The organism is Curvibacter microcysteis, assembly GCF_028649455.1.
In the GTDB taxonomy this organism is placed as follows: Bacteria; Pseudomonadota; Gammaproteobacteria; order Burkholderiales; family Burkholderiaceae_C; genus Curvibacter; species Curvibacter microcysteis.
In genome coordinates this window covers 15670-40385 of the sequence record NZ_JAQSIO010000002.1, presented here as the reverse complement: position 1 = coordinate 40385, position 24716 = coordinate 15670, and the positions used below count along the sequence as shown (strand labels likewise).

Here is a 24716-nt window from a genome sequence, read left to right as displayed (position 1 = left end):
AACAGGGGCCCTGACGGGCCCCTGTTGCAACACGCACTCAATCCATCTGGATGTTGGCGGCCCGCACCACCTGGGCCCATTTGCGCATCTCGCTGCGCAGCAACTGGCCAAAGGCCTCGGGGCTGCTGGGCGCGGCCTCGGCGCCGGCCTCCAGCAGGCGCTGCCGAACCTCAGGCAGGTTCAAGGCCTGCTGGATGTCGCTGCTGAGCCGCCCCACCAGTGCTGCGGGCGTGCCCGTGGGCGCCAGCACGCCCGCCCAGGAATAGGCCTCGTAGCCGGGCAGGCCGGTCTCGGCCACCGTGGGCAGTTCAGGCAGCAAGGCCGAGCGCTGCGGACTGGCCACGGCCAGGGCGCGCACTTTGCCGGCCTTGATTTGGGGCAGTGCGGTGGGCGCGTCGCTGAACATGATCTGAACCTGATTGCCCAACAGGTCGGTCATGGCTGGGGCGCTGCCCTTGTAGGGCACATGCTGCAGCCGGGTGCCGGCCAGCAGGTTGAACAGCTCACCCGCCAGGTGGGTGCCGCCGCCATTGCCCGAGGAGCCATAGCTCAGCGTGCCGGGCCGGGCCCGGTCCAGCGCGATCAGCTCGGCCACGGACTTGACCGGCAGCGAGGGGTGCACCACCAAGATGACCGGAAAGCGCGCCGCGAAGCTGACCGGCACAAAGTCGCGCTCCACGTCGTAGCTCATCTTGGGGCGCAGGGCCGGCAGCACACTGTGGTGGATGCTGCAGACGAACAAGGTGTGGCCGTCAGGCGTGGCGCGCGCCGCCGCCTCGGCCCCCACCATGCCGCCCGCGCCCGCGCGGTTGTCCACCAACGTGGGCTGGCCCCAGGCCTCGCCCAGCTTTTGCGCCAGCGCGCGGCCGGTGATGTCCACCGGCCCGCCTGCCGGGAAGGGCACGATGAAGCGCACCGAGCGCGCCGGGTAAGCCGGGGCCGGCTGGGCCCGCGCCGTGCCGCCGGGCAGCAGCGCAGCGCCCAGGGCCGCGCCCAGCAGGTGACGGCGGCGCTGGGCCGCGAGAGAGGGTTCAAAGGCAGAGCGCATGGCAGGACTCCGAGGGGTTCAAAGGGGTGGGGGCTTCAGTTCAGGGCCTCGGGCCGATCCAGCAAGGCGCGCTTGAGCACCTTGCCGCTGTGCGTCATGGGCAAGGCCTCGATCGACAGGATCTGGCTGGGTTGCTTGTAAGGCGCCAGCTGGTCGCGCAGCAGGGCCTGCAAGGCGGCCAGTTCGGCCGCATCCAGGGGCTGGCCGCCCACGGTCTCGACAAAGGCCAGCACGGTCTCGTTGCCGTCGGACTCCTGGCGCCCGACCACGGCCGAGCGCTGCACGCGCGGGTGCTGGTTGAGCACGTTCTCCACCTCGCCCGGGTAGACGTTGAAGCCCGATCGGATGATCATTTCCTTGAGCCGCCCCACCACCTGCAGCGCGCCGTCGGGCCCGATCTGGCCTAGGTCGCCGGTGGCGTACCAGCCGCCGGGGCGCATCACCTGGGCCGTGGCGACCGGGTCGCGGAAATAGCCCGGCATCAGGCCCACGCCGCGCAGCCAGATCTCGCCGCGCTCGCCAGGCGCCAGGTCCTGGCCCGCGTCGTTGACGATGCGGCACTCGGCGCCCGCCACCGGCCAGCCCGCGGCGCTGTCGTCGCGCCACTGGCCGCGCGGCACCAGGCAGGCCGCGCCGGCGTACTCCGACAGGCCATAGCCGTGGTGCAAAGGCTGGCCAAAGCAGGCCTCGACCGCGCGTTTGAGCGGCAGGTCCAGCGGCGCAGCGCCGGTGTAGACGTAGCGCAGCGCCGGCGCCACAGGCGGGCCATCGGCCACGCCCTGCGCCTCGCGCCAGGCCAGCAGGCGCGTGAACATCGCGGGCGGGCCTTGCAAGTTGGACACCTGCTGATGGGCCAGGGCTTCCCAGCAATCCGCCGGGTCGAAGCGGCTGCGCATGACCAGGCCCGCGCCCGCGTGCAGCGAGGCCGCCAGCACCGTGCCCAGGCCGAAGATGTGGGTCATGGGCACGCAGGCATAGGAGCGGTCGGCTGGCGTCAGCGCCCTCGAAGCGGCCGACACCTGGGCAAACTGCAGCAGGCCGGCATGGCTGACCAGCACGCCCTTGGGCGCGCCCGTGGTGCCCGAGGTGAAGATGATGGCCACCACCTGCTCGGCCAGGGGCGCAGGCTCGGGCGTGGCCTGCGGGCGCGAAGCGCTGCGGCTCAGGCCTGCCAGGGCCGAGGGCTGGGCCTGAAACAGCTCGCCATGGGCGTGCGCGGCGGGGCTGACCGCGCTGATGAAGTACACCAGGCGCGGGTCGGCCTTGGCCACGAAGGCCTCGATCTCGCCGCGCGCCATGCGTGCGTTGACACCGCAGGACCAGGCGCCGACGCGGCTGCAGGCCAGCAGCAAGGCGATGTGCTCGGGGCAGTTCTCGGCCACGGCCAGCACGCGGTCACCGGGCAGCACGCCCTGGGCCCCCAACTCGGCGGCCAAGGTGTCGACCTGGGCGCCCAGTTGGGCGTAGCTCCAAGTGCCGTCGGGCAGGAACAAAAACGGTGCCTCGGGCGTGGCGGCCAGGCGGCGCTCGAACAAATGATGCAGGCGCGTGGGCGCAGGCCGGGCCTGGGGGGTGGCGGTGTTCAGGTTCATCGCGTTCAGTCCACCTGCACGCCCTTGGCCACCGAGCCCCAGAGGGCCAGCTCGCGCGCGGCGCGCTCGGCCAGCACGGTGGGCGGACCGGTCCACAGGTCGTAGCCTTGCTCGATCAGCTTGGCCTTGAGTTCGTCCTGCGCCAGCGCACGGCGCGTGGCCTCGTTGAGCCGGGTGACCAGCTCAGGCGCCATGCGGGCCGGGCCGTACAGGCCGTACCAGCCGCCCACCTCGTAGTCGGCAATGCCGGACTCGGCCATGGTGGGCACCTCGGGCAAGGAGGCATTGCGCTCGCGCGAGGTCACGGCCAGCGGCCGCACACGCTGGCTGCTGATGTAGTTGCGCGCGCTGCCGATGATGTCAAACATCATGCTGAGCTGGCCCCCGATCACATCGGTCATGGCCGGGGCATTGCCCTTGTACGGCACATGGGTCAGCTTGATGCCGGCGCGCAGCGCCAACAGCTCGCCACTGAGGTGGTTGGAGGCCCCCATGCCGGCCGAGCCATAGGCCAGCTTGCCGGGGTTGGCGCGCGCATAGGCCACCAGCTCGGGCAGGGTTTTGAAGGGCTGGTCCTTGTTGATCACCAGCACATTGCTGTAGCTGAGGATGGGCGCGATCGCGCTCAGGTCCTTGGCTGGGTCGAAGGCCATGGACTTGAGGATGTGCGGGCTGATGGTCATGGTCGGGCTGGCGGCAAAGAACAGCAGCAGCCCGTTGGGTGTGGCCTTGGCCACGGCATCACCGCCCATGGCGCCGCCAGCCCCTGGGCGGTTTTCCACCACCACGGGCTGGCCCAGCTCCTTGGCCAGGGCGGGCGCAAACAAGCGCGCCGAGGCGTCCACTGGACCACCAGCGGCGTAACCCACCACCAGGCGGAGGGTCTGGGTCTGGCCACCGGCCGCCCCGCCCTGGGCCAGCGCGGCGGGGGCGCCCCAGGTCGCCAGCGCGGCCCACGCCAGAGCGGCCAGGCCGCGCCGGCGTGAGGTGGAAGAAGCAGAAAGGATCAAAGCGCGCATGGGGTGTCTCCGTTGTGTTTTGAGGGGATCAGGGAAAGCGCAGCCGGGGCAGCGGGGCTAGACCCGCACGTAGCGGAAGGTGCCCATGGCGCGGGCCACCACGGCGCCCTGCTCGTCTTCGACGCGGGCCTCACAGAAGCAAACCGATTTGCCGCCCCCCTGGCAGGTGGCGTGGGCGGTCAGGTGGCCGCGCGCGGGCTGGTGGAAGCTGGTCGTCATGTCGATGGTGACCACGGCTTTCTGGAAGCCGCTGGCCGACAGCGCAGCGCTGGACATGGCGCTGTCCATCATCGACATCAGCACCCCGCCATGCACCACCAAGAAGTTGTTGCACAGCTCGGGGCGGGCCGCCAGGGTGAGCCGGGCCACGCCGTCCTGGGCGAACTCGCGCTGCAGCCCCAGCAGGTGGTTGAAAGCGACCTGCGCGAACAGGCGGGAAGTGTCGGCGTCCATCGGCGCCTGGGGGGCGACGGAGGCGTTGGGGGATGTCATCACGGGGGTGTCCATGGCAGGTCCTCAAAGAATGAAAGTGGGGCCGGCCTCAGGCGGCCCAGCGGCTGGCCTGGGCCAGTTGGGCGCGGCACTCGGCCACCATGCGCTCGATCAAGGCGTGGCAAGACGGCAGGTCGTCGATCAGGCCCACCACCTGGCCGGCGGCGATGACGCCGCCCTGGGTGTCGCCGCTGGCCAGCGCGTCGCGCCCCCGGGCGCCCGCCACCAGGTGACGGATGTCCTCGAAGCGGCAGCCGCCGGGGCGCTGCTCGGTGGCCACCACCTCGTCGGAGATGGCGTTCTTCAGCACCCGCGTGGTGTTGCGCATCGTGCGGAATATGAGCCGCGTGTCGCGCTCGCTGGCCTGCAGCAGGGCCTGCTTGATGTGCTCGTGCACGGGCGCCTCTTGCGTAGCCAAAAAGCGCGTGCCCAGGTTCACCCCCTCGGCGCCCAGCGCCAGGGCGGCGGCCAGGCCGCGCCCGTCGGCGATGCCGCCCGAGGCGATGACGGGGATCTTCAGCGCGCGCACCGCCAGCGGGATCAGCACCAGGCCGGGCACATCGTCCTCGCCTGGGTGGCCGGCGCACTCGAAGCCGTCGATGCTGACCAGGTCCACCCCGTTCTTCTCGGCCGACAGCGCGTGGCGCACCGTGGTGCATTTGTGCACGATGGTGACGCCCGCGTCCTTCATGCGGGCGATGAAGTCCTTGGGGCTGTTGCCTGCGGTCTCGACGATCCGGATGCCGCTGTCCAGGATGGCTTGCAGGTAGTCGCTGTAGGGCGGCGGGTTGATGCTGGGCAGCAGGGTCAGGTTGACGCCAAAGGGCTGATCGGTCAGGGCGCGGGTGCGCGCGATCTCTTGCGCCAGCGCCTCGGGCGTGGGCTGGGTCAGCGCGGTCAGGATGCCCAGGCCGCCCGCATTGGACACCGCCGCCACCAGCGGCGCCTTGCCCACCCACTGCATGCCGCCTTGCACGATGGGGTAGCGGATGCCCAGGGCCTCGGTGACGCGGGTCCTCATCGGCGCGCGTCCTTGACCATGTTGCGCGCGATCACGATCTGCTGGATCTGGCTGGTGCCCTCGTACAGGCGGAACAGGCGCACGTCGCGGTAGAAGCGCTCGATGCCGTACTCGCTGAGGTAGCCCGCGCCGCCAAAAATCTGCACCGCGCGGTCGGCCACGCGGCCGCACATCTCGCTGGCAAACAGCTTGCAGCAGGACGCCTCGGTGGCCACGTTGAGGCCTTGGTCCCGCTTTTGCGCCGCGTCGATCACCATGCAACGTGCCGCGTACAGCTCGGCCTGGCTGTCGGCCAACATGGCTTGCACCAGCTGGAACTCGGCAATCGGCTGGCCAAACTGCTGGCGCTCCATGGCGTAGTTCAGCGCGTCGCGCAGCATGCGCTCGGCCACGCCCACGCAAATGGCGGCGATGTGGATGCGGCCTTTTTCCAGCACCTTCATGGCGGTCTTGAAGCCCAGGCCTTCGCGCCCGCCCATCAGCTGGCTGACGGGCACGCGGCAGTTTTCAAAGATCACGTCGGCGGTGTGGGCGCCGCGCTGGCCCATCTTCTTGTCGATCTTGCCGATGGTGATGCCCGGCGTGTTGGCCTCGACGATGAAGGCCGACACCCCGCCCGCGCCTTTGTCGGCCAGGTTGGTGCGCGCCATCAGCGTGAACAGGCCGGCCTCGGGCGAGTTGGTGATGTAGCGCTTGGTGCCATTGACCACGTAGGCGTCGCCATCGAGGATGGCGGTGGTGCGCAGCGAGGCCGCGTCGCTGCCCGCATCCGGCTCGGTCAAGGCAAAGGAGGCAATCAGCTCGCCCGTGGCCAGGCGCGGCAGGTACTTGGCCTTTTGTTCTTCGCTGCCGTCGAACACGATGCCCAGCGAGCCAATGCCCACCGTGGTGCCAAACAGCGAGCGAAAGCAAGGCGAGGTCTGGCCCATGGCCAGCATGACCATGACCTCCTCCTCCATGGTCAGGTCCAGGCCGCCGTAGGCCTCGGGCACGGTCAGGCCGAACAGGCCCATGTCCTTCATGGCCTGCACGATGTCGGCCGGGATCTCGTCGGTCTCGGCCACCAGCGCTTCGGCCGGGACCAGGCGCTCGCGCACCAGTCGGTTGACGGTGTCGAGCAAGGCGTTCAGGGTGTTTGCGTCGCGAATCATGGCATCGGTCCTGGTGAAGTTGGTTCAGAGCGCCGCATCGGTGCCCAAGATGGCCGTGGCCTGGCTGGACAAGGTGCCGCCGTTACCGTGCGCCAGCGCAGTCACGGCGCCCGCGACCTGGCGCTCGCCGCACTCGCCGCGCAGTTGGCGCACCGCCTCGATCAGCGTGAAGATGCCGTACATGCCCGGGTGCACGCAGGACAGGCCGCCGCCGTTGGTGTTGACCGGCAGGCGCCCGCCCGGGGCGATGGCGCCGTCCTGCACAAAACGGCCCGCCTCGCCCTTGGGGCAAAAGCCCAGGTCCTCCAGGAACAGCAAGGTGTTGATGGTGAAGGCGTCGTAGAGCTGCACCACGTCCATGTCGGCCGCGCGCAGGCCCGCCATGGCGTAGGCCTGGCGACCCGACTGGCTGGCCGCCGTGACGGTCAGGTCGTGCATGGACGAGATCTGCCGGTTCCACACCGCGCTGGCATTGCCCAGCACGTACACCGGCTTCTGGGCCAGGTGGCGCGCCCGGTCGGCGCGCACCAGCACGTAGGCGCCGCCGCCATCGGTGACCAGGCAGCAGTCGCGCACGCTCAAGGGGTCGCTGACCATGCGGGCGTTCAGCACCTCGTCCAGGCTCAGCGGGTCGCGCACAAAGGCCTCGGGGTTGAGGCGGGCCCAGGCGCGCGCGGCCACGGCCACCTCGGCCAGGTCGCGCCGGGTGGTGCCGTACTGGTGCATGTGGCGGGCGGCCGCCAGCGCGTAGGCGGTGGGCGGGTTGAAGGGCTCGTAAGGCGTCTCGTAGGGCTGCGGGTCCAGCCACTTGCGCGCCGCGCCAATCTCGCGCCGCCCAAAGGTGGCCGTGCGCTGCGTGCTGCCGTAGCAGACCAGCACCGCCTGGCATTGCCCCGACTGCAGCGCGTGCATGGCGGGCAGCAGGTGGGCCACAAAGCTGGAGCCACCGATCATGGTGCTGTCGAGGTAAGTGGGGCGGATGCCCAGGTACTCGACCACCGGCATGGCCCACATGGTGGCGCCCGCGCTGGCGGTGCACAGGCCGTCGATGTCGCTCATCTTCAGGCCGGCGTCGGCCACGGCGGCGCGTGCCGAGCGGGCCAGCAGCTCCATGTCGGTGAAGCCGGGGGCTTCGCCACAGCCAAAGGTGGCGACGCCGGCAATCGCGGCACTGCCGCGCAGTTCGTTCAGGGCGCTCATGCGGCGTCTCCGGTCAGGGCATCGAACAGCACCAGGCCACGGCCCTCGCTGAGCTGCACCCGCGCCTGCACGCGCTGGCCAATGGCCACCGCCCCGGGCGCCAGGTTGCTGACCCGGCTCATCAGGCGCACGCCCTCGTCCAAGTCGACCAGGGCCACGTTGTAGTCGCCACCGGCCTCGGGCTTGCGGCGGATCACGGTGGTCGAGTACACCGTGCCGGTGCCCACGGGGGCGACCAGGCTCAGGGCCTCGCTGCCGCAGTGCGGGCACAGCTCGCGCGGGTAGTAGAGGTGCTGGCCGCAGCCGGCGCAGTGCTGGATCAGGAAGCGGCCCTGATCCAGCTCGGCCTGGTGGCGGGCCTGGATGCCAGTGCTGGGTGTGGAGGCGGGGTTGCTCATGGCGGGCTCCGTCAGATCGGGTCCCAGGTGAACACATCACCCGAGCGGTCCAGGGGGAAGAACATGGCCTTGAGCGCGGGCAGCGCATGGCTGGCCACGCTCTCGGGCGTCCAGCCCTCGCTGCGGTGCACCGAGCGCACCGGGCGCGGCTGGCTGATCAGGAAGATCTCGTTGTTGCGCACGGCAAAGATCTGGCCGTTGGCGTACTCGGACTCATCGCTGGCCAGGCACACGGCCAGCGGCGCGATCTTGGCGGGCGTCATCTGCTTGATGCGCTCGACGCGGGCCTTCTCGGCATCGGTCTCGGTCGGGATGCTGCCGATCATGCGGCTCCAGGCAAAGGGTGCGATGCAGTTGCTGCGCACATTGAACTTCTGCATGTCCAGCGCGATGGACTTGGACAGGGCCGCGATGCCCAGCTTGGCCGCCGAGTAGTTGGCCTGGCCGAAGTTGCCGATCAGGCCTGAGGTCGAGGTCATGTGGATGTAGTTGCCCGAGCCCTGCTCCTTGAAGTGGGTCGATGCCGCGCGGCTCACGTAATAGGCGCCGTACAGGTGCACTTTGATCACCGCGTCCCACTCGTCCAGGCTCATCTTGTGGAAAAAGCGGTCGCGCAGGATGCCCGCGTTGTTGACCACCACGTCGATGCGGCCAAAGGTGTCCAGCGCGGTCTGCACGATGCGGCCGGCGCTGGCGGCCTCGCTCACGCTGTCGGTGTTGGCCACGGCCTCGCCGCCCAGGGCGCGGATCTCGTCCACCACCTGCTGGGCCGGGCCGGCGTCATTGCCCTCGCCACTGACCGAGGCGCCAATGTCATTGACGACCAAGCGCGCGCCCTCGCGCGCCATGGCCAGGGCGATGTCACGGCCAATGCCGCCACCGGCGCCGGTGACCAGCACCACCTTGCCTTCCACCATGCGATTGGGTTGGCTCATGTTGTTCTCCTGAGATGAAAAAGGTTGGGGATCCAAAGCAAAAAAGAGGACGTCAGAGCGCGGGCCACTGGAACAGCGCCGGCTCCTTGTTGAGGAAGCGGTTCACCGCCGTGCGGTGGGCCTCGGTGCCCATGGCCAGGGCCTGGGCGTTGGCCTCCATCTCCAGCAAGGTCGGCAGGTCGTGGCCGGGCGCTGCCAGCGCCCGCTTGACCAGGCCCACGGCCACGGGCGAGGCGTTGACAAAGCTGGCGGCCAGCGCCTGGGCGCGGGCCTGAAGTTGTTCGGGCGGGTGCAGCTCCAGGGCGATGCCGAGCTGCAGCGCCTCCTGGGCGCTGACCTCGCGCGCCGACAGCATCAGCTCGCGGGCACGCTGCACGCCGACAATGCGCGGCAAGGTGTAGAAGGCCGCGCAGTCGGGCACCAGGCCCACGCGCATGAAGGACATGCAAAAGCGCGCCCGCGGCGTGGCAATCACAAAGTCGGCCAGCAAGGCCAGGCTGAAGCCGGCGCCAAAGGCGGCGCCGTCGACGGCGGCGATGACGGGGCGGTCCAGCGTGATCAGCTCTTTGAGCCAGTCGTGCAGGCTTTGCAGGCGCGCGCGCCAGCCCGCGTTGTCCAGGCCCACGGTGGCGATGTTGCGCAGGTCACCGCCGGCGCAGAAGTGCTCGCCCGCGCCGGTCAGCACCAGGGCGCGGATGTGGGGGTCGGCGCGCAGCTGGGTCACCACCTGGCGCATTTCTTCCCGCATGGCGGGGTCAAAGGCGTTGCGGGCGCGCACGTTGTCCAGGGTCAGCGTGGCGACTTGGTCGCGCACCTCGTAGCGGATGCGTTCAAAGGCTTGGGACATGTTGGGGTCTCCTGGGTATCCATCAAAGAACAGGGGGGCTCAGGCCTGCAAGGCCGCGCCCAGGTCGCGCCCGCCGCCCAGCGAGCTGCCGCCATCGACCGGGATGACCGCCCCGGTCACGTACTGCGCGTAAGGCGAGGACAAAAACAGCGCCATGTCGGCGATCTCATCGGTGCGGCCCATGCGGCGCAGCGGCACGCTGGCCGCCATGGCCTGGCGCGCCTCGGGCGTCGGGGCCAGGCGGCGCACGCCTTCGGTGTCCCCAATCGGGCCAGGCACGATGGAGTTGACGCGCACCCCGTCGGGGCCCCACTCCATGGCCAGCACCCGGGTCAGCATGTCGACTCCGGCCTTGGCGGCGCAGACATGGGCTTGCAGCGGCGTGGGGTTGAAGGCCTGGGGCGCCGAGATGCTGATCACCGAAGCGCCCGGCCGGCGCAAAAAGGCATGGCCGGCCCGCAGCACATTGAAGGTGCCGTTGAGGTCGATGTCGACCACGGTGCGAAAGCCCTTGGCCGACATGCCCAGGGCCGGCGCCACAAAGTTGCCCGCCGCCCCCGAGACCAGCACGCTGAAGTCGCCCAGGCGCGCATGGGCCTGGCCCAGCGCCGCGGCGATGGCGTCGGGGTCGCGCACATCGGCGCTGAAGCCATGCACCTCGGCCCCCAGGGCCTGCAACTCGGCCACGGCAGCGGCCACGCGCTCGGCCGACCGGCTGGCGATCGCCACCCGCGCACCGCGCTGGGCAAAGGCGCGCGCGATGCCGAGGTTGATGCCGCTGCTGCCGCCGGCCACAAACACGGCCTGGCCTGAGAAATCGGAGGACAAGAACATGGTGAAAAAGCTCCTGGTCAAAAAAAGGGGGGGCAAGGGCTGCGGCTTGGCTCAGGCCGCTGCGCTGGAGGTGGCTGGGGCCGGGTCAGTGGCGGAGGCGGGGGCGGCCTGGGCGCGCTGGCGGTGCGCCTCCTGCAGCTCGCGCCACAAAATCTTGCCGGTGCCCGACTTGGGCAGTTGATCGACAAACTCGACCAGGGCCGGCGCCTTGTAGACCGCCATGCGCTCGCGGCCCCAGGCGATCAGCTCGGCCTCGCTGAGCTGGCCGCGCTGCGCGGGCTTGAGCACCACCAGGGCCTTGACGGTCTCGCCCCGGCGCGCGTCGTCCACCGCGATCACACAGGCCTCGTGGATGGCGGGGTGCTCGTAGAGCGCGCTTTCCACCTCGGCCGGCCAGACCTTGAAGCCCGAGGCATTGATCATGCGTTTGAGCCGGTCGCGCATGAAGAAGTAGCCGTCCTCGTCGACGCTGGCCAGGTCGCCGGTGCGAAAGAAGCGCAGGCCGTCGCGCTCGAAAAACGCCGCCTCGGTGGCCGCCGGGTTGCGCCAGTAGCCCTGCATGACTTGGGGGCCGCTGGTGACCAGCTCGCCCACCTCGCCCGCCGGCAGCTCGGCCAGGGTCTCGGGGTCCACGATGCGCGAGACCACGCCGGGCGTGGGCACGCCCAGGCACTGGCGCTTGCCCCGGTGCAGCGGATTGGCGTGCAGGAAGGCCGCGGTCTCCGACAGGCCATAGGCCTCGTTGTAGGCCAGGCCAAAGCGTTCGGCCAGCAAGGTGGCCACGGCTTCGGGCATGGCCGCGCCCCCGCCGGACAGCAGGCTCAGGCTGCTCAGGTCGCGCTGCAGCACATCGGGCTGGGCAAAGAAGTCAATCACCATGCTGGGCGGCGCCGTCCAGACCGTGACCCGGTGCTGCTCGATCAGGCGCGCGGCGCTGGGCGCGTGCCAGCGCGGCATCATGACCAGGGTGGCGCCCAGGGTCAGCGGCAGGTTCATGCCGTTTTGCATGCCCAGCATGTGGAACAGCGGCGCCACGCTCAAGAACACCGACTCGGCATGCAACTGGCGCCAGACCTGGGAGGCCAGGTTGGACGCCAGCACCGTGCCATGGGTGTGCATGCAGCCCTTGGGGTGGCCGGTGGTGCCCGAGGTGTAGGGCAACACGGCCAGGGCCTCGGGGCCCGGGTGCCCACCGTCGACTTGCCAGCGGGCGTGCCCGGCTTCGGCCAGGGCGTCTTCCAGGCCGTGCAGCTGCGGGCCTGTCAGGGCCTGGCGTGGCTGGTGAAACGGTTCGGGCCAGGGCGAATCCGCGGCGCCCACGGCGCTGGGGTGCATGGCGTCGGCATAGGCATGGACCACGGCGGCCTGCAGCGCGCCCGACTGCAGCAGGGCCTGGGCGCGCGGCAGCAGCTCCTGCGCCAGCAGGGCCACGCGGGCGCCGGTGTCGCGCTGCAGCCAGTCCAGCTCGGTGGCGCTGCTCATGGGGTTGACGGGCACCACCACCGCGCCCAGGCGCAGCAGGGCATGAAAGCCCAGCACGTACTGCGGGCAGTTCTGGCTCATCAGCAGCACGCGGTCGCCGGGCCGCACGCCCAGGCGGCGCTGCAGCCAGGCCGCCAGGGCCTCGACGCGCTGCTGCAGCGCGGCGTAGCTCAGGCTTTGGCCACAGAAGTGCAGCGCGGGCTTGTCGGGGTAGCGCTGGGCCGCCACCGCCAGGTAGTGGCTCAGGCCGACCGCGCTGGGGCGCACGGTGTGCGGCACACCTGGCGGCCAAAAGCGGTGGTGGGGCGCGCAGGCGCGAGGGGTGTTCATCATCGGTCTCCCAAAACCAGGCCATCGCACGGGCTCGGCATGGCCGTTCCAACGGCGCCAGGGCGGCTGCATTTCGCGCCGCCCTCAGCGGCTTTCACGCGCGTGGACGACACTCCGTCGCAAGCACGCAGCGCGCCCCGGGTCGCGTGGCGATACTGCGAACCATTGCGACACACCCGAAGGAACCCACCATGCAACTCACGCCCACCATCGCCATCCACCTCAGCGCCGCCTTGGGCGCCCTGGTCCTGGGACCGGTGGCCTTGTGGGCACGGCAAGGCGCCAAGCAACGGCCCTGGCTGCACCGCGCAGCGGGCTACGCCTGGGTCACGCTGATGCTGATCACGGCCTTCTCGGCCCTGTTCATCCGCGACTTCCAGCTGCCCAACCTGGCGGGCTACACGCCCATCCACGTGCTGGTGCCGGTGACCTTGTTCAGCCTGTTCGGGGCCTTCTGGTTCCTGGCCAAGCGCAACATCAGCGCCCACCGCAAGACCATGCAGGCGCTGTACTGGTCGGCCTGCGTGGGCGCGGGCGTGTTCACCCTGCTGCCCAGCCGCTACCTGGGGCAGCTGGTCTGGGGCCAATGGCTGGGCTGGCTGTGAGGGGCGCTGGCGCATGGGGCTGAGGGGCAGGCGGGGGCTCAGAGCGAGCGACCGATCAGCTCTTTCATGACCTCGCTGGTGCCGCCGTAGATGCGGTTGACACGCGAGTCCACATAGGCGCGGCAGATGGGGTACTCCATCATGTAGCCGTAGCCGCCGTAGAGTTGCAGCAGCTCGTCCAGGCAGCGGCCCAGTTCTTCGGTGCTGTAGAGCTTGGCGATGGCGGCCTCTTGCAGGCTCAGCTTGCGGCGCAGGTGCTCGGCCAGGTACTGGTCGACCATCATGCGCACCGCCGTGGCGCGGGCCTTGATGTCGGCCAGCTTGAAGCGGGTGTTCTGGAAGTCGAACAGCGGCTTGCCGAACACCATGCGCTCCTTGGTGTAGCGGATGGTCTCGGCCAGCATGGCCTCGAGCTTGGCGGCCGCGCCGATGGCGATGATCAGGCGCTCCTGGGCCAGCTCGGTCATCAGGTAGCTGAAGCCTTGGCCCTCCTCCCCCAGGCGGTTGCTGACCGGCACGCGCACCTCGTCAAAGAACAGCTCGGCCGTGTCGGCCGCCTTGAGCCCCATCTTGTCGAGCTTGCGGCCCTTGCGGAAGCCGGGGCGGTCGGCCTCGACCAGGATCAGCGAAGTGCCCTTGGCGCCCAGCTCGGGGGCGGTCTTGGCCACCAGCACCACCAGGTCGCAGTTCAGGCCATTGCTGATGAAGGTCTTGGCGCCGTGGATGACGTAGTCATCGCCCTCGCGCCGCGCCGTGGTGCGGATGGCCTTGAGGTCGCTGCCCGCGCCGGGCTCGCTCATGGCGATGGCCAGGATGGTCTCGCCGCTGGCGCAGCGCGGCAGCCACTGCTGCTTTTGCGCCTCGGTGCCCAGGCGCTCGATGTAGGGGGCGATGATGTCCGAGTGCAGGTGAAAGCCCGGGCCGCTGATGCCGGAGCGGGCCACCTCTTCCACCAGCACGGCGCAGTGGCCGAAGTCCCCGCCCGCGCCACCGTGGTCGGGGTCGATGGCGGTGCACAGCAGGCCCTCGCGGCCGGCCTTGAGCCAGGTCTCGCGGTCGACGCGGCCGGCCTCGTCCCAGGCGGCCTGCCGAGGCAGGCACTCGCGCGTCAGAAAGCGGCGCACGGTGTCGCGGTAGGCCTCGTGGTCCTCGCGGAACACGCTGCGCGGAAAGCTCAACACGCTGTCGTCCATGGTGGGTTCCTTCAGGGGCGGCCGCCGCCGCAAACCAAGACCTGGCCGCTGACGTAGTTGGACTCGGGGATGCAGAACAGGTAGACCGCGCCCGCGGCCTCTTCGGGCGTGCCGCCCCGGCCCAGGGGAATCAAGGCCTCGGCGTTCTTGAGGATTTGCGGGTTGACGCCCACGCGGATCTGCTGGCCTGCGATGTCGATGCTGGCGTCGCCACCGGCCGCGGCCTCGGTCAGGCGGGTCTTGATCAGGCCAAAGGCCACGCTGTTGACGTTGACCTTGTAACGCCCCCACTCCTTGGCCATGGCCTTGGTCAGGCCATTGATGCCGGCCTTGGCCGCCGCGTAATTGGCCTGGCCCGCGTTGCCATAGACGCCCGAGGTGGACGAGATGTTGACCACCTTGCGGAACACCACGCGGTCCGCTTCGGCCTCCTGGCGCGAGGCCTCGCGGATGAAGGCCGAGGCCGCGCGCAGGATGCGGAACGGGGCCGTCAGGTGCACGGCCAGCATGGCGTCCCATTGCTCGTCGCTCATCTTCTGCACCACGTTGTCCCAGGTGTAGCCGGCGTTGTTGACGATGATGTCCAGGCCGCCAAAGGTATCGATGCCGGTCTGCACAAAGCGCTCGGCAAAGCCGCTGTCGGTGACGCTGCCCACGCAGGCCACGGCGCGGCCCCCGGCGGCTTCGATCTCGGCCACGGTCTGGCGGGCCGGGGCCTCGTCCAGGTCGTTGATGACCACGCGGGCGCCTTCGCTGGCGAGCTTGAGGGCGATCTCGCGGCCAATGCCCCGGCCAGAGCCGGAGACCAGGGCCACTTTGCCGTCGAGTTTGGGAAGGATGCTCATGGTTTGAATTCGGGTTGCGTTGAATGGGGAGGAAGGGGCTTGGGCGGTCGCAGCGGGCCTCAGCCCAGCGCGATGACGGCCTCACCGGCCAGCTTGACCACGCCCTCGGCGTTGGTGGTGCTCAAGGTCACGCGCACGCAGCGCTCGCCCTGGCGTTCAAATTTCTCGGTCACCTGGCCCGCGCAGGTGATGCGCTCGGCCACCTGGGTGATGGCGGCAAAGCGCACGCTGTACTCGCGCAGCGCGCTTTGCGGCGCCCAGTTCGTCAGCAGGCGACCCAGCCAGGCCATGGACAACATGCCGTGGGCAAACACATCGGGCTGGCCGGCGGCGCGCGCGAAGTCGCTGTCCACATGGATGGGGTTGTGGTCGCCCGAGGCGCCGCAGTACAGCGCCAGGGTCAGGCGGCTCAGGGCCGGGGTCTCGAATGAGGGCAAGGCGTCGCCCACGGCAACGGTGTCGTAGTTCGGCAAAGTGGCGCTCATGACTCAGGCCTTGGCAGGGGTTGAAACGGCGGGGGCGCTGGCCGGGCTGGCGTGGCGCATGACGGTGACGCAGCGCAGCTCCGCCACCAGGTCGCCGTGCTGGTTGCTGACGCGGGTCAGGCGCACGACAAACTCCAGCGCTCCGCCCTTCTTGGCGTAGATGTCTTCGATGCGCTGCTCAAACGTCAGCGTGTCGCCGGCATGGGCCTGGCGGTGGTAGACAAAGCCTTGCTCGCCATGCAGCAAGCCCTTGTAGTCCAGGCCCAGCAGCTCGCGCACGGCAGCGGGGTTGGGCGACTCCATCTCCAGGCAGAACAGGAAGGTGGGCGGCACCGGCAAGGCCGGGTGGCCAGCAGCGCGGGCGGCGTCGGGGTCGCTGTAGATCGGATCGGTCTGGCCGGTGGCCTTGGCAAAAAAACGCAGGCGGCCGGCCTCGACGGGCACGCTGTAGGGTGCAAAGCGGTGGCCGATGTAGCGGGTGTCGATCATGGTGTGAGGTCTCCGCTCAAGCGGCCGCGCCGGTGGCCTGGTAGAGCGTGACCACGCAGGCGCCGCCCAGGCCCAGGTTGTGTTGCAGCGCGGTGCGCGCGCCTTCGACCTGGCGCTGCTCGGCCTGGCCGCGCAGCTGCTGGGTCAGCTCATAGCACTGGGCCAGGCCGGTGGCGCCCAGCGGGTGGCCCTTGGACAGCAAGCCCCCCGAGGGGTTGGTGACGATGCGCCCGCCGTAGGTGTTGTCGCCGTCGAGGATGAACTGCTCGGCCCCGCCCTCGCCACACAGGCCCAAGGCTTCGTAGGTGATCAGCTCGTTGGCGGTGAAGCAGTCATGCAGCTCGACCACGTCCAGGTCCTCGGGGCCGATGCCGGCGGCCTCGTACACCTGGCGCGCGGCGGCCACGCTCATGTCGTAGCCCACCACGCGGCGCATGTCGTCGCTGTCGAAGGTGCTGGGGCGGTCGGTGGTCATGGCCTGGGCGGCGATCACCACCTGCTGGTTCAGGCCGTGGCGGCGCGCAAAGTCGGCTGAACACACCACGGCGGCGGCCGCGCCGCAGGTCGGCGGGCAACATTGGAAGCGGGTCAGGGGGTCAAACACACCGGCCGAGGCCATGACCTCGTCCAGGGTCAGGGTCTGGCGGAACACGGCCAGCGGGTTGCGCGCCGCGTGCTGACGTGCCTTGACCGAGATGCGGCCAAAGGTGTCGGCGCGCGTGCCGTACTGGCGCATGTGGTCACGCGCCGCGCCACCAAAGAACTGGGCCGCGCGCGGGGCCTGCGGGTCGTAGCCCTGGTGGGCGCTCATGACCTCGGCAAAGCGGGCCATGGGCGAGGGGCGGTCGTCCCAGGCGCCCTTGAGCGCCCCGGGCTGCATTTGCTCAAAGCCCAGCGCGATGGCGCAGTCGATCACGCCGCTCTCCACCGCCTGGCGCGCCAGGAACAGGGCGCTGGAGCCGGTGGAGCAGTTGTTGTTGACGTTGAACACCGGGATGCCGCTCAGGCCCACGCCGTAAATGGCCGCCTGGCCGGCGGTGGAGTCGCCGTAGACATAGCCCACATAGGCTTGCTGCACCCGGTCGTAGGCCAGACCGGCGTCTTGCAGGGCCAGCTGCGCGGCGCGCGCACCCATCTGGGTGTAAGGCTCGCTGGCCCCCGGTTTGGTGAAGGGGATCATGCCGACGCCCACGACGTGGACGGCGCGTTTCGAAGTGGCACTCATGCGGGTCTCCTGGGCCTTGGCTGGCCGATGTGCTGAAGGACTGAAAGCGGTTTATTCGAGGCTGATGCGCGCGTCGCGCACGATCTTTTCCCAGCGCGGCAAGTCCGTGCTCAGCACGGATTGCAGCTGTTCGGGGCTGCCGCCGACCGGGGTCAGGCCCATGGCTTTGAGGCGGCTGTTGAGTTCGGCGCCGGCCACGATGCGCTGCACCTCGGCCGAGAGCTTGTCGACGATGGGGCGCGGCGTGCCCGCGGGCAGGAAGACGCCAAACCAGCCATGGGCCTCAAAGCCTTTGAGGCCTTGCTCACCCAGCGTGGCCACCTCGGGCAGCGCGGGGTGGCGCTGGCTGCCGGTGAGGCCCAGCACACGGATGCGGTCCGAGCGCAGGTGGGGCGTGATCGAGGTGGCGTCAACAAAGGCCGAATCCAGCTGGCCGCCCAGCAGGTCGTTGACCTCAGGGCCGGCGCCCTTGTAGGGCACGGAGATCAGGTGGATGCCGGCGGCCATCTTGAACAGCTCGCCATGCAGGTGGGACGAGGTGCCGTTGCCATAGGTGCCGTAGTTGAGCTTGCCCGGCCGGGCCTTGGCCAGCGCGATGAACTCGGCCAGGGTCTTGGCCGGCGAGCTGGCGGGCACCACGAACAGGTCCGACGAGGTGGCCAGTTGCGACACCGGGCTGAAGTCGCGCAGCGGGTCGTAGGGCACTTTGGCGTACAGCGCCGGGGCCTGGATCAAGGCGGTGATGGCCACCAGCACGGTGTAGCCGTCGGCCGGGGCCTTGGCCACGAGGTCATTGCCCAAGATGCCGCTGGCGCCCGGCTTGTTGTCCACCAGCACCGAGACCCCCCAGGCCTGGCCCAATTGGGTGGCCAGGATGCGCGCCAGGATGTCGGTGCCGCCCCCGGCCGGGTAAGGTACGACCAGGCGGATCGGCTTGCTGGGGTAGGCACTGGGGCTGCTCTGGGCCCACAGGGTGGGCAGCAGCGACCCCAGGCCCAGGGCAGTGGCGGCCTGCAGCGCGGCGCGGCGGGTGGTGTGCATGGCGTGTCTCCGAGGAAATGGAAGGTCGACCTCTTGGGGCTGACTCAGACCTCAGTGTGCGCAGCACAGCGCGCCAGGCCAATCGCGCATTGGCCCAAAATGATTGGCAAAAAAGATCAAACAGGCCCAGATCCCTGGGCGGCAAGCCCGGACGGGCTGACCACAAAAAATGGCCATCCGCCTTGCGCCTGTTGGGGTCCAGGGTTATCCCGAGGCAAGACCGTGCCCAGCCCTCCCCGCTGGGTTGGCGCCAAACACCAAGCCGATTGGCAGCTTATGACACGGCAGCCGCCGTGCCGGCGCTCAGTCGAAGCGCAGGTCGGCCGTGTTCACCAGGCTCACGCGCGGTCCAAAACTGCTGATGTTGGCCAGGGTGGCGTTGTGGTGGGCAATGACCTGGGGCGCGCTCAGGTGGGCATTGCCTGCCGAGCTGTGCGCGTCGGCCACCAGGCGCACCGGGTAGCCCAGAGCCAGGGCCCGCCGCGTCGTGGTGTCGACACAGAACTCGCTGTGCATGCCGCAGACCACCACGTCGCGCACGCCCAGGGCTCGCAAGTGATCGGCCAGGTCGGTGCGCAAAAAGGAGTCGGGCGTGGTCTTGCGCACGCGCAGGTCCCCGGGGGCGTGCTGCAGGCCGTTGGCCAGTTGCCAGGCGGCCGTGCCGTGTTCGAGGTAGCCCGGGCCTGACTCGTGCTGGATGAACAGCACCGGCACCCCGGCCGATCGCGCCCGCGCGGTGACGGTGTTGAGGCGCCCGATCAAACCCGGCACATCATGGGCGGCGCCCTCACCTTCGCAAAGACCTTGTTGGACATCGATGACAAGAACGGCAGTGGACATGGTGCGGCGGTGTGAAAGAAGGTGGGTGGGCAACCAGCCCCGGAGCGCGGCGCCCAGGCTGATTCTGCCCTTGAATCCGGCGGCGCGGCACAATGTCGCCAGGAGCCTCTACCGTGAACCCTGGTCCATCCCCCCAACGCCCTCGCCGCCCCTGGCGCTGGGCCCTGCTCGCGGGCACTGCCACCGCCTTGTTGCTGGCGGGGGGCTGGCTGTGGTGGCACCCGTCGGGCCACGAGCCCGTGCCAAGCGAAGTCCAGCAAACCGGGCTGGCCCTGGCCAAGGCGCGCGCTTGCCTGTCCTGCCACGGCGTGGTGGGGCGCCAGGTGGGCCCGGGCTTTGCCCAGGTGTCCGAGCGCTACCACGGCGAAGACGGTGCGGCGGCCCGCTTGGCCAGCCACATCCGCGAAGGCAGCGTGGGCCGCTGGGGCCGGCTGGTCATGCCGCCCCAGGTGCGGGTCAGCGAGGCCGAGGCCCTGTCGCTGGCGGAGTGGATCCTGACCCTGCCGCCCCCCAAGCATTGAGGGCCTGCGCGCCGCAGGGCCGCAGGGGCTCTTGAGCGGGCTCAGCCGTCGATCAGCGCCGGGTCCCAGGCGTACACGGTTTGCTGCTGGCTGCCCAGTTTTTCAATGCCCAGGGCCATCACGTCGCCCGGCTTCAGGAACTGCGCCTGCGGCTTCTTGCCCATGCCCACACCGGGCGGGGTGCCGGTGGTGATCAGGTCGCCGGGCTCCAGGGTCATGAAGCGGCTCAGGTAGCTGACCAGTTGGGCCACGGTGAAGATCATGGTGCGGGTGTTGCCGGTTTGCTGGCGCTCGCCGTTCACGTCCAGCCACATGGCCAGGTTTTGCGGGTCACCCACCTCGTCGGCGCTGACCAGCCAGGGGCCGATGGGACCGAAAGTGTCGCAGCCCTTGCCCTTGTCCCAGGTGCCGCCGCGCTCAAGTTGGTACTCGCGCTCGGACACATCGTTGATGGTGCAGTAGCCGGCCACATGCTTCAGGGCGTCGGCCTCGCTGACATAGCGCGCGCGGCTGCCAATGACCACACCCAGCTCCACCTCCCAGTCGCTCTTGACCGAGCCCTGGGGCAACACCACCGGGTGGTTGCAACCCACGGCCGAGTCCACGGTCTTGGTGAAGACGATGGGCTCTTTCGGAATCGGCATGTTGGACTCGGCGGCGTGGTCGGCGTAGTTCAGGCCAATGGCGATGAACTTGCGCATGCCAGTCCAGGGCACGGCCAGGCGGCCCGGCTCAACAACGGGCAAGGCGCCGATGTCCAGCGCTTGCAGCGCGGCCAGGCCGGCTGGCGACAGCTGGGCCGGGCCGATGTCGGCGATGACGCCGCTCAGGTCACGCAGGGTGCCGTCGCTGTGCAGCAGCGCAGGCTTTTCTTGGCCCTTGGGGCCGTGGCGAAGCAGTTTCATGGGTTGTCCTCCAGGGTTTCTCAGTTGGACCAGCCGCCGTCAATGACTTGCGCGGTGCCGGTGGTGAAAGCGGATTCGTCGCTGGCCAGGTAGACCGCCAGCGCGGCAATTTCTTCGGTGCGGCCCAGGCGCCCCATGGGCTGGCGCTCGACAAAGCTGGCCTCGACCTCGGCCAGGCTCTGGCCGGTGCGCTGGGCCTGGGCCACGATGCGTTCTTGCAGCGAGGGCGACATGACCGTGCCCGGGCAGATGGCGTTGCAGCGCACGCCCCGGCCCACAAAGTCGGCGGCCACCGATTTGGTCAGGCCGATCACGGCGGCCTTGGTGCTGCCATAGACAAAGCGGTTGGGCGCGCCCTTGAGGCTGCCGGCCACCGAGGCCACGTTGATGATGGAGCCGCCCCCCTGGGCCAACATGCCGGGCAGGAAGGCCTGGATGGTGCGAAATTGCGAGCGCACGTTGAGCTCGAAGGCGAAGCTCCACTCCGCCTCGGTGCAGTCCAGCACCGTGCCCGCATGCACAAAGCCAGCGCCATTGAACAGCACGTTGACGGGGCCCACTTGGGTCGCCAGCTCGCGCACCGCCTGGGCGTCGGTGACGTCCAACCGGTGGGTGCTGCAGCCCGTCTCCTGGGCCAGCGAGGCCAGGGCCTCGGCGTTGATGTCGGTGGCGATGACGCGCGCGCCCTGGGCCACAAAAGCCTGCGCGGTGGCGCGGCCAATGCCTTGCCCGGCAGCGGTGATGAAGGCGGTCTTGCCGACCAGTCGTTGGGTCATGGTGGGTCTCGGGAGGGTTGAGGAAAGGCGTTGAAACAGGCTTGGGAGACACAGCGGGCCACAGTCGCCCCGCGACCGCGCTGAGGGCTCAGCGGGCCGGTCTGTCCAAAAGGCTTTGGGGGGCTTGGGTGGGCGTCAGTAGAACCAGCGCAGCGGCGCCAGCACGGTCTGCGGGAACAGCACCATGATGAACATCACGATGAACTGCGCGGCCATGAAGGGCAGCACGCCGCGCGTGACTTCGTCCATCTTCATGCGCCCCACACCCGCCACCACGTTGAGCACCGTGCCCACCGGCGGCGTGATCAGCCCGATCGAGTTGTTGATGATGAACAGCACCCCGAAGTACACCGGGTCAATGCCCGCGGCCTTGATCACCGGCATCAGCACCGGCGTCATGATCAGGATGGTGGGCGTCATGTCCATCGCCGTGCCCACCAGCATCACCAGCACCATGATGGCAATCAGCAGCAGGGTCTGGTTGTCCATGAAGGGCTTGAGCAGCTCCACCATCTGCGCGGGCAGGTTGGCCACCGTGATCAGCCACGACGACACCATGGCCGCCGCCACCAGGAACATCACCACCGCCGTGGTCTTGGCCGCGGTCGCAAAGATCGGGTACAGGGCCTTGAGCGGCAGCTCGCGGTAGATCACGCTGGCCACGAACAGCGAGTACACCGCCGCCACCACCGCCGCTTCGGTGGGCGTGAACACGCCCATGCGCAACCCCACCAGGATGAACACCGGCAGCAACAGCGCCCACACCGACTCGCGCGCGGCCTTCCAGACTTCGGCGCGAGTCTTCTTCGGGGGCAGCGCCAGCTGCTCTTTGCGACCCACCCACCACCAGGTGAAGGCCAGGCCGACCGCGATCATGATGCCGGGGAAGATGCCAGCGATGAACAGCTTGCTGATCGACACGTTGGCGGTCACGCCAAAGATCACAAAGCCGATGCTCGGCGGGATGATGGGGCCGATCACGCCCGAGGCGGCGATCAGGCCGCCCGAGACTTCCTTCTTGTGCCCGGCCTTGACCATCATGGGCAGCAGCAGCGCGGTGAGCGCGGCCGCATCGGCCACCGCCGAGCCCGACAGGGCCGACAACAGGCAGGCCGCCAGGATCACCACATAGCCCAGCCCGCCCTTGACGTGGCCGACCAGGGCCAGCGCGAAGTTGACGATGCGCTGGGACAGGCCGCCCACGTTCATGATCTCGCCAGCGAGCATGAAGAAGGGCACGGCCAGCAGCGGGAAGCTGTCGGCGCCGTTGATGAAGTTCTGCGCCAGGATCTGCGCGTCAAACAGGTCCAGGTGCCACATCAGGCCCACGCCGCTGGCCAGCAGGGCGTAGGCAATGGGGATGCCGAGCATCATGGCGCCGATGAGGCCGCCCAAAAAAATCAATACCGTCATGGCAAAGCGCTCCGGGGTCTGGGTGTTGTTGTCGTTGTCGGGGTGGGTGCGGGGGCGGGCTTACTTGCCCGCGTGGGGCAGCGGCTTGTCGCCCAGCGGGGAGTGGCTGTGGGCGTTCTCGCGCGCCAGCTCGGCCTGCAGGGCTTCGAGCTCGGCTTGTTCCTCGGACTCTTTGACCATCACGAGGTCGGCGTCGCTGAGCTGGCCGGTCAGGGCGCGCAGCATTTGCAGCAGCAGCAAGACGCCGGCGCAGACCGAGAACACCACGCCCGAGGCGTAGAAGATGGCCACCGACAGGCCCGAGACCGGGGCTTCGACGTCCCAGTTGATCTTGGCTTGCTGCAGGCTGCCGTCAAAGAACAGCCAGGTGATGTAGAGCATGAGCAGTTGGCCCAGGACCAGGCAGATCTTTTTGCCGAGCACGGGCAGGCGCGAGACCAGCATGTCGCTGCCGAGGTGGGCGTTTTCTTTGATGGCGGCGACGGCGCCCAGGAAGGTGATCCAGACAAAGAGCCAGCGCGACAGCTCCTCGCTGACGGCGATGCCGGAGTTGAAGCCGTAGCGCATGACGACGTTGCCGAACACGAGCACGACCATCACCGCCAGGGCGAAGGCGATGAGGGCGTTGATGAATTGGCAATAGCGCTCGATGAGTTGGTTGAGCATGGGCTTGTCTCCGCAGGGCGGTCGGGGCCGCCCTTGTCAGTTGTTGTGGTGGTGTTGGGTTGTTCTGCCAGGGGCACGGCCCCCAGGCCGCCCCAGCCGCCCCGCCCTGCTGGAGGGCGCGGCGGCTGGCCGGGATTCACAGCGCGCGGTCGGCCAACAGGCCACGCTGGGCCAGGTTGCTGATGAAGGCGCGCAGGCCAAAGCGCCAGGGCTCGGCGCTTTCGCTGTGCGTGACGCGGTTGTGCAAGGCGCCCAACCAGTCGCTTTGGATGGTGACCACGTCGCCCAGCTGGTGGGTGAAGCCGCCGCCGGGCTGGCCGCGGTCCTCGATGGGCGCGAACAGGGTGCCCAGGAACAGCATGAAGCCGTCCGGGTACTGGTGGGCCGCCAGGGTCTGGGCCACCAGGTCGCTGGGATCGCGGCTGATGCTGGCCATGGTGTTGACGCCCCGCAGCTCAAAGCCGTCAGGACCGCCGGCCACGCGCAGGTGCACGGTTTCGTGGCGCACCTGGTCCAGGCCGTAGCTGGCGTCGAACAGGCGGATGAAGGGGCCGATGGCGCAGGACGCGTTGTTGTCCTTGGCCTTGCCCAGCAGCAGGGCGCTGCGGCCTTCGATGTCGCGCAGGTTGACGTCGTTGCCCAGGCTGGCACCGACGATGTCGCCGCGGCTGTTGACGGCCAGCACCACCTCGGGCTCGGGGTTGTTCCAGGCCGAGTCGGCGCGGATGCCGATGTCCTGGCCCGAGCCCACCGAGGCCAGCACCGGGGCCTTGGTGAAGACCTCGGCGTCGGGCCCGATGCCCACTTCCAGGTACTGCGACCACAGGCCTTTTTCTTGCAGCAAGGCCTTGAGCGCCTGGGCCTGCTCGGAGCCCGGGCGGATGTCGGCCAGGCTCTCGCCGATCAGGCCGACCACCTGGCTGCGCAGGCCCTGGGCGCGGCTGGCGTCGCCCCGCGCTTGCTCTTCGATCACGCGCTCGATCAGGCTGGCGGCAAAGGTCACGCCAGCGGCCTTGACCACTTGCAGGTCACACGGCGCCAGCAAGTACGGGCGGGCCTCATCGCGCTGGCCTGGCAGGCTGTTGGCCAGCAGCTCGTCCACCGCGCACAGGCGCAGGCCCGGGGCCTGGTGCGCGGCCAGGGCCGGGTCCGGCTGGTCGAGCAAGGTGCTCATGGTCGGGTAGTGGGCGCTGAGGTCGAACACGCCGTCGGCGCGCAAGGCCACGACGCTGGGCCCAGCCACGGTGCCGGCGCCCGCGGGCTGCCAGACGCGGCCGACCAAGGTGCCGCTCAGGCCGTCGGCAGGCAGCAGGGATTGGGGCGTCAAGGCCAGGGCGGTGGGGGTGTTCATGAGGGTCTCCTG

26 protein-coding genes are annotated in these 24716 nt (G+C 69.3%); 2 read left to right on the top strand and 24 right to left on the bottom strand.

The window, feature by feature from the left end; all coding sequences use genetic code 11:
* Nucleotides 1-37 precede the first annotated feature (37 nt).
* The 12 genes from PSQ39_RS05310 to PSQ39_RS05255 form a co-directional block, all read right to left on the bottom strand.
* The gene (locus PSQ39_RS05310) at nt 38-1048 is read right to left on the bottom strand and encodes a tripartite tricarboxylate transporter substrate binding protein (protein WP_273925679.1); all 1011 of its coding nucleotides are present in this window, start codon (nt 1046-1048) and stop codon (nt 38-40) included.
* 35 nt (nt 1049-1083) lie between these two features.
* On the bottom strand, nt 1084-2640 hold the full coding sequence (locus tag PSQ39_RS05305; RefSeq protein WP_273925678.1) for a class I adenylate-forming enzyme family protein: 1557 nt from the start codon (nt 2638-2640) through the stop codon (nt 1084-1086).
* A 5-nt stretch (nt 2641-2645) separates the two neighbouring features.
* The gene (locus tag PSQ39_RS05300) at nt 2646-3659 is read right to left on the bottom strand and encodes a Bug family tripartite tricarboxylate transporter substrate binding protein (protein ID WP_273925677.1); all 1014 of its coding nucleotides are present in this window, start codon (nt 3657-3659) and stop codon (nt 2646-2648) included.
* 57 nt (nt 3660-3716) lie between these two features.
* Nucleotides 3717-4166, bottom strand: coding sequence for a PaaI family thioesterase (locus PSQ39_RS05295; protein ID WP_273925676.1), 450 nt, complete (start codon nt 4164-4166; stop codon nt 3717-3719).
* A gap of 34 nt (nt 4167-4200) precedes the next feature.
* Nucleotides 4201-5172 carry an NAD(P)H-dependent flavin oxidoreductase gene (locus tag PSQ39_RS05290; RefSeq protein ID WP_273925675.1) on the bottom strand — a complete coding sequence of 324 codons (972 nt, stop codon included), beginning with the start codon at nt 5170-5172 and terminating at the stop codon, nt 4201-4203.
* Nucleotides 5169-6323: an acyl-CoA dehydrogenase family protein gene (locus PSQ39_RS05285; RefSeq protein ID WP_273925674.1), complete on the bottom strand. Its 1155-nt coding sequence runs from the start codon at nt 6321-6323 to the stop codon at nt 5169-5171. The genes PSQ39_RS05290 and PSQ39_RS05285 overlap by 4 nt, the downstream gene beginning before the upstream one ends.
* A gap of 24 nt (nt 6324-6347) precedes the next feature.
* Nucleotides 6348-7523 carry a thiolase gene (locus tag PSQ39_RS05280; RefSeq protein WP_273925673.1) on the bottom strand — a complete coding sequence of 392 codons (1176 nt, stop codon included), beginning with the start codon at nt 7521-7523 and terminating at the stop codon, nt 6348-6350.
* Nucleotides 7520-7921, bottom strand: a complete 402-nt coding sequence (locus tag PSQ39_RS05275; RefSeq protein ID WP_273925672.1) for a Zn-ribbon domain-containing OB-fold protein — start codon at nt 7919-7921, stop codon at nt 7520-7522. The genes PSQ39_RS05280 and PSQ39_RS05275 overlap by 4 nt, the downstream gene beginning before the upstream one ends.
* Nucleotides 7922-7932: 11 nt before the next feature.
* A complete protein-coding gene (locus tag PSQ39_RS05270; RefSeq protein ID WP_273926345.1) occupies nt 7933-8838 on the bottom strand; it encodes an SDR family NAD(P)-dependent oxidoreductase in 906 nt (301 codons plus the stop codon).
* A gap of 70 nt (nt 8839-8908) precedes the next feature.
* Nucleotides 8909-9703 (bottom strand): enoyl-CoA hydratase/isomerase family protein, encoded by a 795-nt coding sequence (locus tag PSQ39_RS05265; protein ID WP_273925671.1) that lies wholly within the window; start codon nt 9701-9703, stop codon nt 8909-8911.
* A 39-nt stretch (nt 9704-9742) separates the two neighbouring features.
* The gene (locus tag PSQ39_RS05260) at nt 9743-10537 is read right to left on the bottom strand and encodes an SDR family oxidoreductase (RefSeq protein WP_273925670.1); all 795 of its coding nucleotides are present in this window, start codon (nt 10535-10537) and stop codon (nt 9743-9745) included.
* 51 nt (nt 10538-10588) lie between these two features.
* A complete protein-coding gene (locus PSQ39_RS05255; protein WP_273925669.1) occupies nt 10589-12349 on the bottom strand; it encodes a long-chain-fatty-acid--CoA ligase in 1761 nt (586 codons plus the stop codon).
* Nucleotides 12350-12540: 191 nt separating this feature from the next.
* Between PSQ39_RS05255 and PSQ39_RS05250 the strand changes: the two genes are divergently transcribed.
* A complete protein-coding gene (locus PSQ39_RS05250) occupies nt 12541-12954 on the top strand; it encodes a DUF2306 domain-containing protein (protein ID WP_273925668.1) in 414 nt (137 codons plus the stop codon).
* 38 nt (nt 12955-12992) lie between these two features.
* On the opposite strand, the gene PSQ39_RS05245 is transcribed toward PSQ39_RS05250, so the two are convergent.
* The 7 genes from PSQ39_RS05245 to PSQ39_RS05215 all read right to left on the bottom strand — a co-directional run bounded on the left by PSQ39_RS05245 (nt 12993) and on the right by PSQ39_RS05215 (nt 19072).
* Nucleotides 12993-14147, bottom strand: coding sequence for an acyl-CoA dehydrogenase family protein (locus PSQ39_RS05245; RefSeq protein WP_409241993.1), 1155 nt, complete (start codon nt 14145-14147; stop codon nt 12993-12995).
* Nucleotides 14148-14158: 11 nt separating this feature from the next.
* On the bottom strand, nt 14159-14992 hold the full coding sequence (locus PSQ39_RS05240) for an SDR family NAD(P)-dependent oxidoreductase (RefSeq protein ID WP_273925667.1): 834 nt from the start codon (nt 14990-14992) through the stop codon (nt 14159-14161).
* 59 nt (nt 14993-15051) lie between these two features.
* Entirely contained in the window at nt 15052-15477 is a 426-nt protein-coding gene (locus PSQ39_RS05235; protein WP_273925666.1) for a MaoC family dehydratase, read from the bottom strand.
* A 3-nt stretch (nt 15478-15480) separates the two neighbouring features.
* Nucleotides 15481-15966, bottom strand: a complete 486-nt coding sequence (locus PSQ39_RS05230) for a MaoC family dehydratase N-terminal domain-containing protein (RefSeq protein WP_273925665.1) — start codon at nt 15964-15966, stop codon at nt 15481-15483.
* A 16-nt stretch (nt 15967-15982) separates the two neighbouring features.
* Nucleotides 15983-17191 (bottom strand): lipid-transfer protein, encoded by a 1209-nt coding sequence (locus tag PSQ39_RS05225; RefSeq protein WP_273925664.1) that lies wholly within the window; start codon nt 17189-17191, stop codon nt 15983-15985.
* 51 nt (nt 17192-17242) lie between these two features.
* Nucleotides 17243-18232, bottom strand: a complete 990-nt coding sequence (locus PSQ39_RS05220; protein ID WP_273925663.1) for a Bug family tripartite tricarboxylate transporter substrate binding protein — start codon at nt 18230-18232, stop codon at nt 17243-17245.
* A 303-nt stretch (nt 18233-18535) separates the two neighbouring features.
* Nucleotides 18536-19072: a cysteine hydrolase family protein gene (locus PSQ39_RS05215; protein WP_273925662.1), complete on the bottom strand. Its 537-nt coding sequence runs from the start codon at nt 19070-19072 to the stop codon at nt 18536-18538.
* Nucleotides 19073-19185: 113 nt separating this feature from the next.
* Between PSQ39_RS05215 and PSQ39_RS05210 the strand changes: the two genes are divergently transcribed.
* Nucleotides 19186-19593 (top strand): c-type cytochrome, encoded by a 408-nt coding sequence (locus PSQ39_RS05210; RefSeq protein WP_273925661.1) that lies wholly within the window; start codon nt 19186-19188, stop codon nt 19591-19593.
* A 41-nt stretch (nt 19594-19634) separates the two neighbouring features.
* Here PSQ39_RS05210 and PSQ39_RS05205 read toward each other — a convergent pair whose 3' ends face one another.
* The 5 genes from PSQ39_RS05205 to PSQ39_RS05185 all read right to left on the bottom strand — a co-directional run bounded on the left by PSQ39_RS05205 (nt 19635) and on the right by PSQ39_RS05185 (nt 24704).
* Complete coding sequence (locus PSQ39_RS05205; protein ID WP_273925660.1) at nt 19635-20498, bottom strand: fumarylacetoacetate hydrolase family protein; 864 nt, start codon at nt 20496-20498, stop codon at nt 19635-19637.
* 20 nt (nt 20499-20518) lie between these two features.
* The gene (locus tag PSQ39_RS05200; RefSeq protein WP_273925659.1) at nt 20519-21274 is read right to left on the bottom strand and encodes an SDR family oxidoreductase; all 756 of its coding nucleotides are present in this window, start codon (nt 21272-21274) and stop codon (nt 20519-20521) included.
* Between the two features lie 135 nt (nt 21275-21409).
* Entirely contained in the window at nt 21410-22687 is a 1278-nt protein-coding gene (locus tag PSQ39_RS05195) for a TRAP transporter large permease (RefSeq protein ID WP_273925658.1), read from the bottom strand.
* Between the two features lie 60 nt (nt 22688-22747).
* The gene (locus PSQ39_RS05190; RefSeq protein ID WP_273925657.1) at nt 22748-23353 is read right to left on the bottom strand and encodes a TRAP transporter small permease; all 606 of its coding nucleotides are present in this window, start codon (nt 23351-23353) and stop codon (nt 22748-22750) included.
* A gap of 136 nt (nt 23354-23489) precedes the next feature.
* Nucleotides 23490-24704 (bottom strand): fumarylacetoacetate hydrolase family protein, encoded by a 1215-nt coding sequence (locus PSQ39_RS05185; RefSeq protein WP_273925656.1) that lies wholly within the window; start codon nt 24702-24704, stop codon nt 23490-23492.
* Nucleotides 24705-24716: the final 12 nt, after the last annotated feature.

What these genes read in the sequence shown, in the direction of transcription:
- PSQ39_RS05310 (WP_273925679.1), bottom strand. Translation starts at nt 1,048, where the DNA reads ATGCGCTCTGCCTTTGAACCCTCTCTCGCGGCCCAGCGCCGCCGTCAC.
- PSQ39_RS05305 (WP_273925678.1), bottom strand. Translation starts at nt 2,640, where the DNA reads ATGAACCTGAACACCGCCACCCCCCAGGCCCGGCCTGCGCCCACGCGC.
- PSQ39_RS05300 (WP_273925677.1), bottom strand. Translation starts at nt 3,659, where the DNA reads ATGCGCGCTTTGATCCTTTCTGCTTCTTCCACCTCACGCCGGCGCGGC.
- PSQ39_RS05295 (WP_273925676.1), bottom strand. Translation starts at nt 4,166, where the DNA reads ATGGACACCCCCGTGATGACATCCCCCAACGCCTCCGTCGCCCCCCAG.
- PSQ39_RS05290 (WP_273925675.1), bottom strand. Translation starts at nt 5,172, where the DNA reads ATGAGGACCCGCGTCACCGAGGCCCTGGGCATCCGCTACCCCATCGTG.
- PSQ39_RS05285 (WP_273925674.1), bottom strand. Translation starts at nt 6,323, where the DNA reads ATGATTCGCGACGCAAACACCCTGAACGCCTTGCTCGACACCGTCAAC.
- PSQ39_RS05280 (WP_273925673.1), bottom strand. Translation starts at nt 7,523, where the DNA reads ATGAGCGCCCTGAACGAACTGCGCGGCAGTGCCGCGATTGCCGGCGTC.
- PSQ39_RS05275 (WP_273925672.1), bottom strand. Translation starts at nt 7,921, where the DNA reads ATGAGCAACCCCGCCTCCACACCCAGCACTGGCATCCAGGCCCGCCAC.
- PSQ39_RS05270 (WP_273926345.1), bottom strand. Translation starts at nt 8,838, where the DNA reads ATGGTGGAAGGCAAGGTGGTGCTGGTCACCGGCGCCGGTGGCGGCATT.
- PSQ39_RS05265 (WP_273925671.1), bottom strand. Translation starts at nt 9,703, where the DNA reads ATGTCCCAAGCCTTTGAACGCATCCGCTACGAGGTGCGCGACCAAGTC.
- PSQ39_RS05260 (WP_273925670.1), bottom strand. Translation starts at nt 10,537, where the DNA reads ATGTTCTTGTCCTCCGATTTCTCAGGCCAGGCCGTGTTTGTGGCCGGC.
- PSQ39_RS05255 (WP_273925669.1), bottom strand. Translation starts at nt 12,349, where the DNA reads ATGAACACCCCTCGCGCCTGCGCGCCCCACCACCGCTTTTGGCCGCCA.
- PSQ39_RS05250 (WP_273925668.1), top strand. Translation starts at nt 12,541, where the DNA reads ATGCAACTCACGCCCACCATCGCCATCCACCTCAGCGCCGCCTTGGGC.
- PSQ39_RS05245 (WP_409241993.1), bottom strand. Translation starts at nt 14,147, where the DNA reads ATGGACGACAGCGTGTTGAGCTTTCCGCGCAGCGTGTTCCGCGAGGAC.
- PSQ39_RS05240 (WP_273925667.1), bottom strand. Translation starts at nt 14,992, where the DNA reads ATGAGCATCCTTCCCAAACTCGACGGCAAAGTGGCCCTGGTCTCCGGC.
- PSQ39_RS05235 (WP_273925666.1), bottom strand. Translation starts at nt 15,477, where the DNA reads ATGAGCGCCACTTTGCCGAACTACGACACCGTTGCCGTGGGCGACGCC.
- PSQ39_RS05230 (WP_273925665.1), bottom strand. Translation starts at nt 15,966, where the DNA reads ATGATCGACACCCGCTACATCGGCCACCGCTTTGCACCCTACAGCGTG.
- PSQ39_RS05225 (WP_273925664.1), bottom strand. Translation starts at nt 17,191, where the DNA reads ATGAGTGCCACTTCGAAACGCGCCGTCCACGTCGTGGGCGTCGGCATG.
- PSQ39_RS05220 (WP_273925663.1), bottom strand. Translation starts at nt 18,232, where the DNA reads ATGCACACCACCCGCCGCGCCGCGCTGCAGGCCGCCACTGCCCTGGGC.
- PSQ39_RS05215 (WP_273925662.1), bottom strand. Translation starts at nt 19,072, where the DNA reads ATGTCCACTGCCGTTCTTGTCATCGATGTCCAACAAGGTCTTTGCGAA.
- PSQ39_RS05205 (WP_273925660.1), bottom strand. Translation starts at nt 20,498, where the DNA reads ATGAAACTGCTTCGCCACGGCCCCAAGGGCCAAGAAAAGCCTGCGCTG.
- PSQ39_RS05200 (WP_273925659.1), bottom strand. Translation starts at nt 21,274, where the DNA reads ATGACCCAACGACTGGTCGGCAAGACCGCCTTCATCACCGCTGCCGGG.
- PSQ39_RS05195 (WP_273925658.1), bottom strand. Translation starts at nt 22,687, where the DNA reads ATGACGGTATTGATTTTTTTGGGCGGCCTCATCGGCGCCATGATGCTC.
- PSQ39_RS05190 (WP_273925657.1), bottom strand. Translation starts at nt 23,353, where the DNA reads ATGCTCAACCAACTCATCGAGCGCTATTGCCAATTCATCAACGCCCTC.
- PSQ39_RS05185 (WP_273925656.1), bottom strand. Translation starts at nt 24,704, where the DNA reads ATGAACACCCCCACCGCCCTGGCCTTGACGCCCCAATCCCTGCTGCCT.